Source organism: Blautia sp. JLR.GB0024 (assembly GCF_037000545.1).
GTDB lineage: Bacteria > Bacillota > Clostridia > Lachnospirales > Lachnospiraceae > Blautia > Blautia celeris.
This window is the reverse complement of sequence record NZ_JBANBF010000002.1, coordinates 402,651-417,104: the sequence shown is the minus strand read 5'-3', so window position 1 is coordinate 417,104 and position 14,454 is coordinate 402,651. Positions and strand designations below refer to the sequence as shown.

Here is a 14,454-nt window from a genome sequence, read left to right as displayed (position 1 = left end):
GACTTATCTCCTTGCTTTTTACGTTTATTATCTGTATTCAGGCATCCAGGAACCGTGTGCCTCCAGCATTTCATCGCACATTGCCCTGATGTCATCCATGGACAGTTCCGCCGCTGTATGGGGGTCCATCATGGCCGCCATATAAATATCCTCTTTCCGTCTGGATTTTGCGGCCTGGATCGTCAGAAGCTGAACATTGATGTTCGTACGGTTTATGGCAGCGCACTGTTCCGGAAGATTTCCCACATAACAGGGATGGATTCCATCCCTGTCTACCAGGCAGGGAACTTCCACACATGCATTGGGGGGAAGGTTGGGAATCAGGCCCGTATTCCGGACATTGCCGTGTACGCGGTAGGGAACATCATTCTCCATAGAATTTATGATAAACGATGCAAATTCGCGGCTCTTCTCATGCTTGATCTCCGCATTCTGTACCAGCTCTCCCCGCATCTGCTTCCAGTCTCCGATCTGTTTGATACAGCGTTTCGGATATTCATCCAAAGGAATGTTATATCGCTCGATCAGCTCCGGATACCTGTCTTTTATAAACCATGGCGTATATTCCGCATTATGCTCAGAGGATTCTGTTATGTAATATCCAAACCTCAGCATCATCTCATAACGGACCTTATCCCAGCCCGCGTCATATGAAGCCTCGCCGTTTAAAAAGGCCGCTGCACGCTTTTTAATCTCCGGATACAGATCATTTCCTCTGCCGTCCTGAACCTTCAAAAGCCATGCCTGATGGTTAATGCCCGCAATCTCCCATCTTGCCTCCGGAACCAGTTCCTCCATGTCCAGAGCCTTAAAGAGCTGGGGAATGCAGACCTGCACGCTGTGGCACAAACCGATGGTGTTGATTTTCGTGTATGTCTGCAGATATCCGGTCAGCATGGCCATGGGGTTGGAATAGTTGATGAACAGGGCATCCGGACATACTTCCATCATGTCGGCAGCAAATTCCTCCAGCACGGGTATGGTTCTGAGTGCCCGGAATATGCCGCCTATCCCCAGGGTGTCTGCAATGGTCTGGCGCAGTCCGTATTTCTTCGGAATCTCAAAATCCGTAATTGTGCAGGGATCATATCCCCCTACCTGTATGGCATTGACAACATATTTTGCCCCTCTCAGAGCCTGTTTCCTGTCAGCGTGGGCCTCAATCCTCACTTTGCGCCCCGCGTTTGAGGCTATGTTCTCCAGCATTTTCCTGGAATCCTCCAGCCGCACCGGGTCAATATCGTGCAGCGCAATCTCCAGATCCTGTATCTCCGGTGTCAGGATGCAGTCGCCCAGCACACTCTTTGCAAATATTGTGCTGCCTGCCCCCATAAAAGCTATTCTTGGCATAATTACCTCCTGTCTTTAACTCTTCATTCCTGTAATTGTAATTCCTTCAATAATATATTTCTGTGCAAACAAGTATACTGCCAGCACAGGAATCACCGCAATTGTGGAGGCAGCCATAATCAGCGACCAGTCCACTGTATATTTCCCCTTAAACATATTCAGAAGCAGGGGCACCGTATATTTCTCCTGGGAATTTAAGAATATAAGCGGTGTATAGAAACTGTTCCAATTCCACATAAATGAGAAGATTCCCAGAGATGCCAGTGCCGGTTTCACAAGCGGAAGCACGATTCTGAAAAACATGGAACCATAGTTTGCACCGTCGATGATTCCTGCCTCCATCAGCTCATCGGGCAGTGCCATAATAAACTGTCTGCACAGAAATACTCCCATGGGCATATAGGCAACTGTCATCAAAATAATGGACAAATGTGTGTCGATCAGATTTAACTGGCTGAAGATCAGGAACAGCGGGATGGATATTACCGTATATGGAACCATCATGACCGCTATAAAGCCGCCGAACACCACCCCTGATCCCCGGAACCTGAGTTTTCCCAGTGCATATCCCGCCATAGCGGAGGTGAGCACCTGACCTGTCACATTGATGACAGCCAGCTTCAGACTGTTCAGGTATGCCTTTCCAAAAGGCAGCGCTGTCATGGCTTTTTCATAATTATCCCAGTGGAAGATTTCCGGTATCAGTTTCGGCGGATAGGCAAATGCCTCCTCTGAACCCTTCAGGGAAGTAGAGATCATCCACAAAAACGGAAATAAAGCAAGTACAGCCATGAATACCAGTATTACCTGAACCAGCAGGGTATAAAATCTCTTTTGTTTATTCTTTCTGTTCGCCATAATCTCACCTACTCTCCGTAATGAACCCATTTGTCAGAAAGCTTAAACTGTATCACAGATACAGCCACAACCACGAAAAACAGGATCAGTGCCGCTGTGGATGCCTTGCCCAGCTCATAGCTCTTGAATGCCGTCTGATATATATGGATCGCCATGGTATACGTCTTCTTTGCCGGCCCGCCGGATGTCAGCAGGAACATCTGGTCAAAGACCTGAAATGCATTTATCATTGTAGTGATAGTCACCAGCAGTGTGGTAGGTGAGATAAGCGGAACTGTAATATTGAAAAATACCTGCCGCTCATTTGCGCCGTCAATCTTTGCCGCCTCCACATACGTCCTGGGGACATTCTGAAGACCGGCCAGAAACAGCACGATATTGTACCCCAGCCCCCACCAGATACTCATGACAATGACTGCCCCCATTGCAGTGGATGGGTCACGCAGCCATTCCTTCCCCTCTATTCCGAAAAACCTCAATATCATGTTCAGAATACCGAACTGCGGCTGGTAGATCCAGGACCATACCACTGCGATTCCCACAGAGGTAACAATCTGAGGGAGAAAGAAAACGGCGCGGTAGAACATCTTCCCCCATGCCTTATTAAGCAGCATGGCAAGCCCCAGTGACAGCACAATGGAACATGGCACGTAGATAACGGAATAGACCAGGGTGTTCTTAATGGCAATCCCTGTATCCGGATCTGTAAACACTGCCTTAAAATTCTGGAATCCTGTAAATACCGGAGCACTGAATCCATTCCAATCGAAGAAGCTCAGCACAAATGCGATCACAATAGGTATGATTCCCAGGCAGACCAGACTAATGAGCTGTGGAAGGATAAACACGATCCCCCATCTGTTTCTGGATTTTTCCAGTTTACTTTTTTTCATATGTCCATCCCTTCCCCACATACCTGCTTATTTCTGAAGTTCATCATCGACTGTCTGTACGATATTTGTCAGGGTCTGCTCCACATCCTGCTCTCCCACCAGCAGTTTTTCCACTTCACCTGTAATAGAATCTGTCATACCCGGATGAAGCGCCTCTGCCTTTGGATACACCAGTGCAATATCCACAGCATCCAGGAAAGTCTGTGCATGTTCCGGCGTTCCTGTCAGCACGATCTCATCCAGCCCGTTAACTGTGGGAACTGCATTCCCCTGACCTTCCATCCTGATCTTCTGTCCCTGTTCTCCGCAGTAAAAGGATACGAACTCCCACACCGCATCAGGATTGGATGCCTTCTTATTTATGACCATGGGTGTTGCCGGCATAGCGCAGACTGCCTGTGAGGGTTCCTCATAGTACGGGAACGGAGCTACATCATATGCAAAACTCAAATCCGTAAAATCCGCCACATACCAGCGCCCCGCATACAGCATCCCCGCCTGGCCTGATACAAACAGCGTGTCCGGTGACTCTCCACTGGTCAGAGAACCTGCAAAGGTAAAGGCTTTTGACTTGATATTGCTGTCCAGATAGGTCAGGCCGGCTTTTGCCCGCTCAGAACCGAACTCTGCTTTTGTCATATCATCTGAATAGACAGGATCCTCTGCGGAAAAAAGGAAAGAGTAAAGCGGTCCCCACCAGTTCTCATATACAAACCCAACCTTTGAAGCATCCCTGAGCTGTTCTGATACCTGCTGAAGCGCCTCAAAATTCCATTTGCCCTCATCCACATATTCCTGCGGTGATTTTATGTTCAGCTCTTTAAACAGGTCTGCGTTGTAATAGATCACCATAGGGTTACAGTCCACCGGAACTCCTGTCACCTTATCCTCAAACGTATAGTTTTCCAGTAAATTTTCAGGCACATCTTCTCTCTTCAGATTGGAATCACTTTCATCCAGATATTTTGATATATCCAGAAGCATGTCTGATTTATTCAGTTCTCCATAAGAGGCTTCCTCTGAATAGAAACAGTCAGGAGCTTCCTTTGACTTGAGCTGTGTCATGATCTTCTCATTGTAGTTGTCCCCCGGTACGCCTACAAATGTTACCTCAACATCCTCACTCTGTTCATTGAAGGCATCCACGGCCTTCTTATACTGTTCCAGCTCGGCTGCCGATCCCCCGACCATAAAACGCACGCTGTCTTTTCCATCAGCAGTCTTTCCTTTGCTGCCGCTGCCCTGGCAGCCCCCAAGCACCAAAGCCCCTGCCAATCCTGTTGCCAATGCTGCCGCTAACATTTTTCTTCTTAACATACTTTTTACCTCCTTAGGTAATACCTTCTCTCTGTTTTGCATGTTTCCATCAGCATTTCTTATGATTCCATTATAAAAGATTTGCCTTAAAACAAAATACACTCTCTTGTCCTTATGATGGATTCATGTTGTTTTTTGTGCATAATAGTATTATACTGTTTAAATAAGGGGGATTTTTTATGAAAATTGAGGAATATTACGCTTCAAAGATCCAGAGAGATGTGAATTTGAAATACTGCGGCTATGAGGAGTGTGCACCGGATTTCCGCATGCCTCCGCATACCCGCTCCGAATATCTGATACACTATATCACGCAGGGCCGGGGAACATATATATGTGAGGGCGCTGCCTATCCCATCCGGCAGGGAGATCTGTTTATCATATATCCCTCACAGCTTGCCAGCTATCAAACCTCGCCGGAAGATCCTCTGCATTTTTCCTGGCTGGCTTTTACCGGTGACAGTGCAGATACCCTCACGGAGCAGCTGGGCTTTTCCAGGCAGTCTCCTGTTCATAAGCTGCATCCACAGTATTCCATAGATGAATCCATCCGGACACTTGCAGAACATCTGGAATCGGTGGGCTTCTGTAATGATTTTACCATACAGTCCCTCATGTACTCCATCTTTTCCAACATTGCACAGTCCTACAGTCTCTCGGGAAAATATCAGAAGGAGAACCAGACCGTTCTCTTTGAACATATAGGAAAAGCCAAATCTTATATAAAATGCAACTATATCTATCCAATCACTGTTCAGGACATTGTGGAGCATGTCGGTTTGGAGCGCAGTTATTTTTCTAAGATATTTCACAAATTTACGGGAACTACAGCCCAGAATTATCTTCTGGATCTGCGCATTCAGCGCTCTAAACTCCTGTTGGAACGCACAGATTACACGGTCCGGGAAATCTGTTCCTATGTAGGCATGAAAGACGAATACTACTTTTCCAGGGCTTTCAAACGCTCCGTAGGCCTTTCACCGTCGCTGTACCGCCAGAATATCCGCAGCCGTACCGAATCACCCTGATCCTGCATCTTTCAGACATGAAAAAGCGGCTGCCCCGGACTTATGCATAACGCACGGTCCGGGACAGCCGCCCCTTGTTTTCTCCGCCTGTTTTCTATTTATGATTCATGGTCACTGACATGGAACTTTTTCAAATTCCCGATTTTCTGTCTTCTCTGCTCCAGGATCTCCTCCACCTCATCCATGGAGATTCCGCTCTCCACCATCATGACTATCAGATGATAAAGAAGATCACAGATTTCGTTGGCCGTGTCCTCATTTTTTCCGTTTTTGGCTGCAATGATGACTTCACTGCACTCCTCACCGCATTTTTTCAGTATTTTATCCAATCCCTGTTCAAAGAGATAGCAGGTGTAAGAACCTTCCTGTTTTGTGCTTTTCCGTTCCAGGGCCACTTCGTACAGGCCTTTTATTACGTCCATCATAAGGGGCGTCCTCCTTTTTCTTTCCATATATCTTTAAAGAAACAGCTGTGTGCACCGGTATGGCAGGCCGCGCCTGTCTGGATCACTGTTATGAGCAGGGTGTCATCATCACAGTCTGCTTTGATATCAATCACCTTCTGTATGTGGCCGGAGGTTGCTCCCTTGTTCCACAGTTCCTGTCTGGAACGGCTGTAGAACCAGGTATATCCGGTCTCAAATGTTTTTTCAAGGCTTTCCCGGTTCATGTAGGCCAGCATCAGCACCTCCCCGGTACCTGCCTCCTGCACAACAGCCGGTATCAGTTCACTTTTTTGAAAATAACGTTCTACATCCATCGTCTACCTCCTGACCGGAATCTGCTGTTCTCTCAGATGCTCTTTTACCTGTTCCACAGTCAGCTCCCGGAAATGAAACAGGGAAGCCGCCAGTGCCGCATCTGCTTTGCTCTCCCTGAAAACCTCTGAAAAATGCTCCAGCTTACCGCAGCCGCCGCTGGCAATGACCGGTATGGACACCACGTCACAGACTGCGTTAGTCAGTTCCAGATCAAAACCGTCACGGCATCCGTCTGTGTCCATGGACGTGAGGAGAATCTCGCCTGCTCCAAGCTGCTGGCACTTCTGTGCCCATTCTATGGCATCCAGACCTGTATCTATCCTTCCGCCGTTCACCACGACCTTAAATTTGCCCTTCTCATCCCTTTTTGCATCAATGGCAGCCACCACGCACTGACTTCCGAATATGGCAGCCGCCTCCCTGATAAGCTCCGGATTCCTGACTGCTGCTGAATTGACGGAAACCTTGTCAGCTCCGGCACGGAGGATTTCCCTGAAATCCTCCACTGTGCGGATGCCGCCCCCTACTGTGAGGGGTACAAATACATGTTTTGCCGTTCTGGATACCACATCAACCATAGTTCCTCTTCCCTCATGGGTCGCTGTGATATCCAGAAAACAGATTTCATCTGCTCCCTGCCTGTCGTACTCAATGGCGCATTCCACCGGATCTCCCACCTCTTTGATACCCACAAAATTCACGCCCTTAACCACTTTGCCGTCTCTTACATCCAGGCAGGGTATAATTCTCTTTGCTAACATGTCTGCTCACCTGCCTTTTCTATAGCCAAGGCCAGATCAAGCGCTCCGGTGTAAACGGCTTTTCCGCAGATACACCCGTATAAGTTAAGTTTTTTACAGTCCAGGATATCCTGAATGGAACGGACACCGCCGCTGGCAATGATATCGCAGGATACCGCCTCATTCAGCTTTCCAAGCTGCTCTGTATTGACACCCGAAAGTGTCCCGTCTCTGGAAATGTCTGTATAGATAATGGTTTTCACCCCGGCGTATTCCATGGCCCGTGCCAGATCCAGATATGTAACATCACTCTTTTCAAGCCACCCCTCTGTGGCCACCATACCGTTCCTGGCATCAATACCGACTGCGATCTTATCACCGAACTTACGGACCGCCTCTTTTACAAGGGAGGGGTCTTTGACCGCCACAGAACCAAGAATGACCCTGGAAATACCCTTTTCCAGAAACCGTTCAATGGTATCCATACTGCGGATTCCTCCGCCCACCTCCACTTTCAGGCCTGACTCCCCGGCCACTTTCTCAAAGATCTCTTCATTGACCGGCCTTCCGTCCTTTGCTCCGTCCAGATCCACCATGTGGATCCAGGCGGCACCGGCTTCCCGGAAGGAGTCAGCTGTCTCATAAGGGCTTTCAGCCACCTGATGCGCAGTGGCATAGTCACCTTTTACAAGCCGCACACATGTTTTATCTTTTATATCAATTGCAGGTAATATAATCATTTTCTCACCAGCCTTGCGAAATTTTTCAAAAGTTCCAGACCTGCGGCACCGCTTTTCTCCGGATGGAACTGGGCGCCGTACACATACCCCCGGTGTACCAGAGCGGGAATCCGCTCATTGTAGATGGTGTAACAGGAAATGTTCTCATCACCGGTATCTGCGCGGAAGGAATGGACAAAATATACATACGCGCCCTTTGGCATGTTCTCCGTCATGGCACAGGGGTTTAAGACCGTCAGGTCATTCCAGCCCATATGGGGAATCTTTAACCCCCCTCCGTCAATAAGCTGTACACAGCCCGGTATCAGCCCAAGACCTTCCGTCTCCTGAAACTCATAACTCTTTTCAAAGAGCATCTGCATACCAAGACAAATGCCCAGAAGCGGCTTTTTCTGTGCCTCCTCTTTTATGACTTCTGCAAGCCCCTGTTCTCTCAGCATACGCATGGCATCCGGAAAAGCCCCGACTCCCGGCAGTATCACAGCATCCGCACAGCGTATCTCCCTGCAGTCTGCAGTGATGATGCTCTCCTCCTCCAGAAAATCAAGGGCATTTTTCACACTGAAAAGATTGCCTGCCCCGTAATCAATGATCGCTATCATGCCAACATCCCCTTTGACGAAAGTATTTTTCCTCCATTTGGTTCCAGCGCTTCCCTGAGTGCGTGCGCTGCGGCCTTAAAAAGAGCCTCAATCTTATGGTGGTCATTTTCTCCGTAGGGACATTTCAGATGAAGGGTGATTCCGGCGTTAAAAGCAAACGCGCGGAAGAACTCCTTTACCATACAGCAGTCCAGGGTTCCCACAGAAGGATTTGCAAACTCCGCGTCAAACACCAGAAATGGCCTGCCGCTTATATCCAGGGCACAGAATCCCAGTGTCTCATCCATGGGAATAAAGAAGCTGCCGTACCTGCGGATACCACCCTTATCTCCGAGAGCCTTGACAAATGCCTGCCCCATAACAATGCCCAGATCCTCAATGCTGTGGTGACAGTCAACCTCCAGGTCACCCTTCATATCCAGATCCATATCAAATCCGCCATGTACACAGAAAGCCTGCATCATATGGTCAAAAAAACCCACTTTGCAGGTTCCCATGTAACGGCCGGTGCCGTCCAGATTCCATCTAAGCCTGATGTCTGTCTCTTTTGTCTTTCTTGTAATCTCTCCGATTCTCAATCAGCTTCCTCCTTTCCTGTAACTGTAAGAGTGCTGAACAGTTACCCGTTTATTTTCAATTCAACAGATCATCCAGCACGCGGATAACCGCTTCATTCTCTGTTTTTCTTCCGGCAGTCACACGCAGGTAACCGCTCATATACCGGATGGAAATACTCCTCTTTTTCATCTCTTCAAATACTTTATCCGCGTTTTTCACCTTCATGAAAATGAAGTTTGTGGTTGTCGGATATAAATTCAGGATGTCTGATTTTCTCTCTCTAAGCCCCAAAAGCTCCTGATACAGTTCATCCCTGGACTTCTGGATCGAACGGATACAGCTCCTGATGTAATCCGGACGATCCAGAATGGCACAACCCACAGCCTGTGTCAGAGAGTTCACATTATACGGGGACTTCAGAGCGTGCAGGATATCTGTCAGCTCTTTGCCGGCGGCGGCGAATCCGAGACGGATGGCGGCCAGACCCAGGGCCTTGGAACATGTCTTCAGCACAATGAGATTGTCGTATTTTTCTATTACGTCCAGAACAGAGCCTTCCGCAAAATCCATATACGCTTCATCCACGATCACCAGGGCGTCCGTACCCTCGATGATGGTTATGATGTCATCCCTGGACAGCTTCAGGGATGTGGGGTTGCAGGGGTTGGAAAATATAAGCAGCCTGGCATTCTTCGCTTTCGCCCGTTCCAGAATATCCGCAGCACTGGTCACCATATCCTCTGCCTTCTGCAGGGCTTCCACACGGATGTTGTTCATCTGCGCATAGAAGGTGTACATGGAGAAATCAGGCAGGGCCACCAGCATGGTGTCCCCGCTCTCCAGAAAATTAGGCACAATAAGGGAGATCAGTTCATCCGAACCGTTTCCCGCGGTCAGAAGTTCGGGCTTCACGTGAAAGAAACGTCCGAATTTCTCACAGAGCTTTGTGGCAAAGGGGTCAGGATAGCGGTTAAATTCCACCTGCTCCACAGCCTTCAGCACATCCCTGCGGATATCATCCGGCAGATTTTGAAAGCTCTCATTGGCATCCAGGCGGATATCGTATATCTCTGTTACCGGTTCATATATCTCCAGCCGTTTTAACTTCTCCGGAATCGTATATGCCATGGTCTACGCCTCCTTTTCCCTGCGCTTCTGCACATCATTTTCCATCTTGTCGATCAGACACTCGATCTCTTTTTTCCGCAGCTTCATGCTGGCAATATTTACGATGAGTCTGGCGCTTACAGGGCATACGTCCTCAGCAACCACCAGGCCGTTCTCTTTCAGTGTGGTTCCCGTCTCCACGATATCTACAATGGCATCTGCCAGCCCCAGAACAGGAGCAAGCTCAACACTGCCCTCTATCTTTACAATATCCACATCCATACTCTTCTGCTCGAAGAAGTTCTTCGCCACATTCACGTATTTGCTGGCAATGGTCAGGTTGTGGTAGCCCTCGTACAGGTTCTTTCCTTTTACAACTGCCAGGGCAAACCTGCATTTTCCGAATCCCAGGTCAGCCACTTCATAGAAGGTGCCTCCCTTTTCCATAATGGTGTCTTTTCCCACAACACCCATGTCGCAGACGCCGCTTTCCACATAGGTAACCACATCGGCAGCCTTTGCAAGCACCACCTCGATCTCGCCGTTTCCTATGGGCATGATCAGCTTTCTGCCCTTTTTCCGCGCGTTGGTACAGTCATATCCCAAACGCTCCAGCATATCTATTGTTTTACTCTCCAGACGCCCTTTTGTCAGGGCGATTCTAATTGGTTTCATTTTTCTGCCTCCCAGTGTTTGTTTCAATCCACGCACGGTAATTTTGCACAGTGCGGTCACATCTTATCTCGGGCCGTACCTGTTTTCTCAGGATAACTCAGGATAAATAACCGGATGACTCGGTTATTTGCCGGAAGTTGTACGGGTTAAACAAACTGTGATATCTTCTCCCACCAGGTGTACTTTCGGTATCCCTCTCATTTTCGCATAATCAAAGGCTTCTTCCATGGTATCAAAAACACAGTTCTCCGTCAGCACGCCCTGGTCCTCCAGTGTCCTGCGATGGTGGACTGCTTTTGATAAATATTTCATATCCGGTGCGAACACCAAAACCTCCGGTATGGCTTCCGGCATAGGCTGAACCTTCTGGCTTGCCAGGTCCACATTGATGCAGAAGCCCACAGAACAGTGGTCTTCCCCAAACTCCTTAATGAGCGTATCGTAACGCCCGCCGGACAGCACCTGCTCCCCGATTCCCCGGAAATATCCCCGGAAAATAAGATCTGTATAATACTCTGCCAGGTTCACAAGGCCCAAATCAATGATCACTTTATCTCCCAGTCCCAGTGTCTGCAGATATTCATAAATACCCTTTAAGTAATCCAGGCTCTCACGGGCACCGTTCTCATCAAACAGTTCATATGCCTTTTCAAACACCTCAGACCCGCCGAACAGTCTCGGCAGTTTCAACAGCGCCTGTGCAGCGCGGCTGTCCTGGTATTTTCCCAGCATGTCTGTGAGGGAGGCATAATTCTTCTGTTCGATCTGGAAACGTATGTCCTCCTTGGTATCCTCATCCACATCCAGGCTGTCCATGATGGCCTTAAAGTATCCGATATGGCACAGCTCCAGGCGGTATTTGCCTCCGCTTATGATATCCAAGCTTCTGGATGCCAGCTCTACCACTTCCAGGTCGCTTCGCAGAGGCACTCCGCCGATCAGTTCAATACCCACCTGGTTGATCTCCGTACTCTTTCCCTTCAATTCCGGGAACATACGGTAAATATTCTGGTTATAAAATAAACGGAGCGGCATCGGCATCCCCTTTAACCGGGTAGCCGCCAATCTGGCCGCGGGCACTGTACAATCGGGACGCAGTACCATAAGCCTTCCCTTATGGTCTGTGAGTTTGTACATGGTCTCCTTTGGCAGATATTTTGCCGCCTTTCCAAACACATCATAAAATTCCAATGCAGGTGTCATCACCCGCCGATAACCCTGGGCTCCAAACAGGTCCTTCAGGGTTTTTGTCACCTGAGAACGCTGGTCACACTCTCCAAACAGCAAATCTTTTGTTCCGTCCGGTGTTACCTTATCATAATATCTCATCTGCTGACCCTGCCTTTCTGCGTTATTTTTCATACTGTATGCTGTACTTTTGCTGCTCTTTATTCTGTATAATGTCATGTATGCTCTGCCTTATAAGTATATGTATTGTGCTTCGTTCACTTTAGCGTGCTACCATAGTAACATCTGACTATAAAGTTGTCAACACGCTTTTTGAGAAATTCCGGATGTTTATGTAAAAAAACACCCTTCCTCTTATATCATTGCAACCGCCCACCCCCATATGGTATACTGAATACAGGTAAATACGCGGAATCACCGCTAAAAAAATAATCGGGGGTTATATGTTTAAGAAGCGGAAAACTTTCATCCTGAGCACCACGACTGCTGCCGTTCTGGTACTTATTATCGCTTTCTATTTTTTCCAGCAGATACGCCTCGGTGTGGAGAGGGACAACCTGAGCAATCTGTCCGCATTCGGCACCCAGCTTGACGCTCACTTCGATCAGATGAACAGCAAATATTTTTCTGTCCTGGAAAGCTGCCTGGAGGCTGCGAACCGCAACGGATATGTCAGCCGGGAAGATATTCTTGACTATTTCAAGGGCAGACAGAATATCTGGAAATACCGTACTGCCGGTATCATGGATAAAGAGGGCGGGTACATGACTGTTGACGGAGACACCGGAAGCCTGAAGGACCTGAGTTTTCAGGAAAAGAAAGCCGGATACATTGATAATGACAGCATGACTATTGTGAATTTTGGTATCGGGGATGAACTTTTATATTATGTGGAACTTGAGGAAAGCATGGAAAGCGCCTCAGAAATAGCGGGCATCTTCATGACACCTGCTTTTGACGAGCTGGAATATCTTCTGGCTCTGAATGTATATACGGAAGAGAGCTATGCCACGGTCATAGACAAAGAGGGAAATATCCTTCTGAAACCGCACTATGAATACTCCATGATGATAACAGACAATTATCTGGACAGTCTGGCGCAGTCCGACCTGAAGGGACCGAAGCCGGATACTCAGCTTAGAAATGACATGGCTGCCTGCGCATCCGGTTCCCTGATCTTTTCCTGGATGGGCAAACGCAATTATCTGGTGTATATGCCCGTAGGCAACAGCTCCTGGTACCTGCTGGTCACAGTGCCGGCCAATGTGCTGGAGACCACCACCCGCTCTTTCCGGAATTTTATCATTGCCGCTGTGCTGGTGACGGTTGTTCTGCTGTTGTGTTTCTGTACGATTTACTTTACGGGACGGCAGCGCATTATTGATGAAAAAAACAAAGAGATACTTGCCAAAGAGCAGATAAGCAAAAAGAAACTGGAGGCAGCACTGGACGAAGCCAAACGGGCCAATCAGGCGAAGTCCGTATTCCTGTCCAACATGTCTCACGATATCAGGACGCCTATGAATGCTATCATCGGCATGACGGGGATCGCCCTTGCCCATATTGATAAAAAGGAAAAAGTACGGGACTGCCTTGAGAAGATTTCCTCCTCCTCTGCGCATCTGCTTTCTCTGATCAATGATGTCCTTGACATGTCCAGAATTGAAAGCGGAAGGCTGACACTGAACAGCGAAAGTTTTAACCTGAAGGAACTGCTCGATACTCTGTCGGGAATCATCCAGCCCCAGATCGCCAGCGGGAATTTTGACTTTACTGTGGATATGGAGGAAGTCAAACACGAAGACCTGATCGGCGACCCGCTCCGGTTCAAGCAGATGTTCCTGAATATAGTGGGAAACTCTGTAAAATTCACGGACCCGGGCGGCAGAATCCGCGTGAAGGTACAGGAAATCCCCTCCGGTTCGGATGATACCGTGCGGTTCCGCTTTATCTTTTCCGACACAGGCATTGGCATGTCACCGGAGTTTCTGCAGCGGCTTTTCCAGCCCTTCGAGCGCTCCGATGCGCCCAGAGCTTCCCATATGGAGGGAACCGGCCTTGGCATGGCCATCACCAAGAATATCGCGGAAATGATGAACGGAAGTATCCGTGTTGAAAGCAGGGAAGGTGAGGGAACTACCTTCTATATTGAACTGCCCTTTAAAAAGGATGTTCCCCATACCCTCCGGCCTGATCCCTTCAAGGAACTTCCCTTTATGTCCGCCACCGAATCAGAGAAACAGGCAGATTATTCAGACCGCCGCCTTCTTCTTGTGGAAGACAATGAACTGAACCTGGAGATAGCCAAAGAACTGATCTCCGTCACAAATGCCCGGATAGACACAGCAGTAAACGGGCAGGAGGCACTGGACATGGTAACCTCCTCTGCACCCGGATATTACAGCCTTGTGCTGATGGATATCCGTATGCCTGTCATGGACGGGTACGAAGCGTCACAAAAGATACGCAGTACAGGCAGACCGGATCTGCAGGAGCTTCCTATCATCGCCATGACAGCCAACGCATTCGCGGAGGACAAGGAGCAGGCGCTGGAAGCCGGAATGAACGGCCATGTGTCTAAGCCCATCGACCTGCGGGAGCTGTATCGTATCCTGGAGAAATATCTGGCGTAAAAAA

At 48.6% G+C, this 14,454-nt stretch carries 15 protein-coding genes; 2 read left to right on the top strand and 13 right to left on the bottom strand.

The window, feature by feature from the left end; genetic code table 11:
- Positions 1-27: 27 nt before the first annotated feature.
- The 4 genes from V8Q34_RS05970 to V8Q34_RS05955 are packed head-to-tail and all read right to left on the bottom strand — an operon-like array spanning position 28 to position 4,418.
- On the bottom strand, positions 28-1,350 hold the full coding sequence (locus V8Q34_RS05970) for an alpha-glucosidase/alpha-galactosidase (RefSeq protein ID WP_033142119.1): 1,323 nt from the start codon (positions 1,348-1,350) through the stop codon (positions 28-30).
- A gap of 15 nt (positions 1,351-1,365) precedes the next feature.
- The gene (locus V8Q34_RS05965; protein ID WP_033142118.1) at positions 1,366-2,208 is read right to left on the bottom strand and encodes a carbohydrate ABC transporter permease; all 843 of its coding nucleotides are present in this window, start codon (positions 2,206-2,208) and stop codon (positions 1,366-1,368) included.
- Between the two features lie 8 nt (positions 2,209-2,216).
- Complete coding sequence (locus V8Q34_RS05960; RefSeq protein WP_052099558.1) at positions 2,217-3,101, bottom strand: carbohydrate ABC transporter permease; 885 nt, start codon at positions 3,099-3,101, stop codon at positions 2,217-2,219.
- Positions 3,102-3,128: 27 nt separating this feature from the next.
- On the bottom strand, positions 3,129-4,418 hold the full coding sequence (locus tag V8Q34_RS05955) for an ABC transporter substrate-binding protein (protein ID WP_335835068.1): 1,290 nt from the start codon (positions 4,416-4,418) through the stop codon (positions 3,129-3,131).
- Between the two features lie 179 nt (positions 4,419-4,597).
- Here V8Q34_RS05955 and V8Q34_RS05950 point away from each other — a divergent pair, with 179 nt between their 5' ends.
- Positions 4,598-5,446, top strand: coding sequence for an AraC family transcriptional regulator (locus V8Q34_RS05950; protein ID WP_335835067.1), 849 nt, complete (start codon positions 4,598-4,600; stop codon positions 5,444-5,446).
- 98 nt (positions 5,447-5,544) lie between these two features.
- Here V8Q34_RS05950 and hisE read toward each other — a convergent pair whose 3' ends face one another.
- From hisE to hisZ, 9 genes are all read right to left on the bottom strand, one after another.
- Entirely contained in the window at positions 5,545-5,871 is a 327-nt protein-coding gene (hisE, locus tag V8Q34_RS05945; protein ID WP_227243907.1) for a phosphoribosyl-ATP diphosphatase, read from the bottom strand.
- Positions 5,868-6,206 carry a phosphoribosyl-AMP cyclohydrolase gene (gene hisI, locus V8Q34_RS05940; RefSeq protein ID WP_033142115.1) on the bottom strand — a complete coding sequence of 113 codons (339 nt, stop codon included), beginning with the start codon at positions 6,204-6,206 and terminating at the stop codon, positions 5,868-5,870. Before hisI ends, hisE begins: the two co-directional genes overlap by 4 nt.
- Before the next feature lie 3 nt (positions 6,207-6,209).
- Positions 6,210-6,968 carry an imidazole glycerol phosphate synthase subunit HisF gene (gene hisF / locus V8Q34_RS05935; protein WP_033142114.1) on the bottom strand — a complete coding sequence of 253 codons (759 nt, stop codon included), beginning with the start codon at positions 6,966-6,968 and terminating at the stop codon, positions 6,210-6,212.
- Positions 6,962-7,687, bottom strand: a complete 726-nt coding sequence (gene hisA / locus V8Q34_RS05930) for a 1-(5-phosphoribosyl)-5-[(5-phosphoribosylamino)methylideneamino]imidazole-4-carboxamide isomerase (protein WP_033142113.1) — start codon at positions 7,685-7,687, stop codon at positions 6,962-6,964. The genes hisF and hisA overlap by 7 nt, the downstream gene beginning before the upstream one ends.
- Positions 7,684-8,289: an imidazole glycerol phosphate synthase subunit HisH gene (gene hisH, locus V8Q34_RS05925; RefSeq protein WP_054350416.1), complete on the bottom strand. Its 606-nt coding sequence runs from the start codon at positions 8,287-8,289 to the stop codon at positions 7,684-7,686. Before hisH ends, hisA begins: the two co-directional genes overlap by 4 nt.
- The gene (gene hisB / locus V8Q34_RS05920; RefSeq protein WP_335835066.1) at positions 8,286-8,867 is read right to left on the bottom strand and encodes an imidazoleglycerol-phosphate dehydratase HisB; all 582 of its coding nucleotides are present in this window, start codon (positions 8,865-8,867) and stop codon (positions 8,286-8,288) included. Before hisB ends, hisH begins: the two co-directional genes overlap by 4 nt.
- A gap of 55 nt (positions 8,868-8,922) precedes the next feature.
- On the bottom strand, positions 8,923-9,975 hold the full coding sequence (gene hisC / locus V8Q34_RS05915) for a histidinol-phosphate transaminase (protein ID WP_103731216.1): 1,053 nt from the start codon (positions 9,973-9,975) through the stop codon (positions 8,923-8,925).
- A gap of 3 nt (positions 9,976-9,978) precedes the next feature.
- Entirely contained in the window at positions 9,979-10,629 is a 651-nt protein-coding gene (gene hisG / locus V8Q34_RS05910; RefSeq protein WP_033142109.1) for an ATP phosphoribosyltransferase, read from the bottom strand.
- A gap of 123 nt (positions 10,630-10,752) precedes the next feature.
- Entirely contained in the window at positions 10,753-11,958 is a 1,206-nt protein-coding gene (gene hisZ / locus V8Q34_RS05905; protein ID WP_033142144.1) for an ATP phosphoribosyltransferase regulatory subunit, read from the bottom strand.
- A gap of 302 nt (positions 11,959-12,260) precedes the next feature.
- On the opposite strand from hisZ, the gene V8Q34_RS05900 reads away from it, so the two are divergent.
- Positions 12,261-14,450 (top strand): ATP-binding protein, encoded by a 2,190-nt coding sequence (locus V8Q34_RS05900; protein WP_186970995.1) that lies wholly within the window; start codon positions 12,261-12,263, stop codon positions 14,448-14,450.
- Positions 14,451-14,454 lie beyond the last annotated feature (4 nt).

Bases quoted from the DNA above. Each gene is read 5' to 3' on its own strand.
- hisF (WP_033142114.1), bottom strand. From the start codon at position 6,968: ATGTTAGCAAAGAGAATTATACCCTGCCTGGATGTAAGAGACGGCAAA.
- hisH (WP_054350416.1), bottom strand. From the start codon at position 8,289: ATGATAGCGATCATTGATTACGGGGCAGGCAATCTTTTCAGTGTGAAA.
- hisE (WP_227243907.1), bottom strand. From the start codon at position 5,871: ATGATGGACGTAATAAAAGGCCTGTACGAAGTGGCCCTGGAACGGAAA.
- V8Q34_RS05900 (WP_186970995.1), top strand. From the start codon at position 12,261: ATGTTTAAGAAGCGGAAAACTTTCATCCTGAGCACCACGACTGCTGCC.
- V8Q34_RS05970 (WP_033142119.1), bottom strand. From the start codon at position 1,350: ATGCCAAGAATAGCTTTTATGGGGGCAGGCAGCACAATATTTGCAAAG.
- V8Q34_RS05955 (WP_335835068.1), bottom strand. From the start codon at position 4,418: ATGTTAAGAAGAAAAATGTTAGCGGCAGCATTGGCAACAGGATTGGCA.
- V8Q34_RS05965 (WP_033142118.1), bottom strand. From the start codon at position 2,208: ATGGCGAACAGAAAGAATAAACAAAAGAGATTTTATACCCTGCTGGTT.
- V8Q34_RS05950 (WP_335835067.1), top strand. From the start codon at position 4,598: ATGAAAATTGAGGAATATTACGCTTCAAAGATCCAGAGAGATGTGAAT.
- hisI (WP_033142115.1), bottom strand. From the start codon at position 6,206: ATGGATGTAGAACGTTATTTTCAAAAAAGTGAACTGATACCGGCTGTT.
- hisC (WP_103731216.1), bottom strand. From the start codon at position 9,975: ATGGCATATACGATTCCGGAGAAGTTAAAACGGCTGGAGATATATGAA.
- V8Q34_RS05960 (WP_052099558.1), bottom strand. From the start codon at position 3,101: ATGAAAAAAAGTAAACTGGAAAAATCCAGAAACAGATGGGGGATCGTG.
- hisA (WP_033142113.1), bottom strand. From the start codon at position 7,687: ATGATTATATTACCTGCAATTGATATAAAAGATAAAACATGTGTGCGG.
- hisG (WP_033142109.1), bottom strand. From the start codon at position 10,629: ATGAAACCAATTAGAATCGCCCTGACAAAAGGGCGTCTGGAGAGTAAA.
- hisZ (WP_033142144.1), bottom strand. From the start codon at position 11,958: ATGAGATATTATGATAAGGTAACACCGGACGGAACAAAAGATTTGCTG.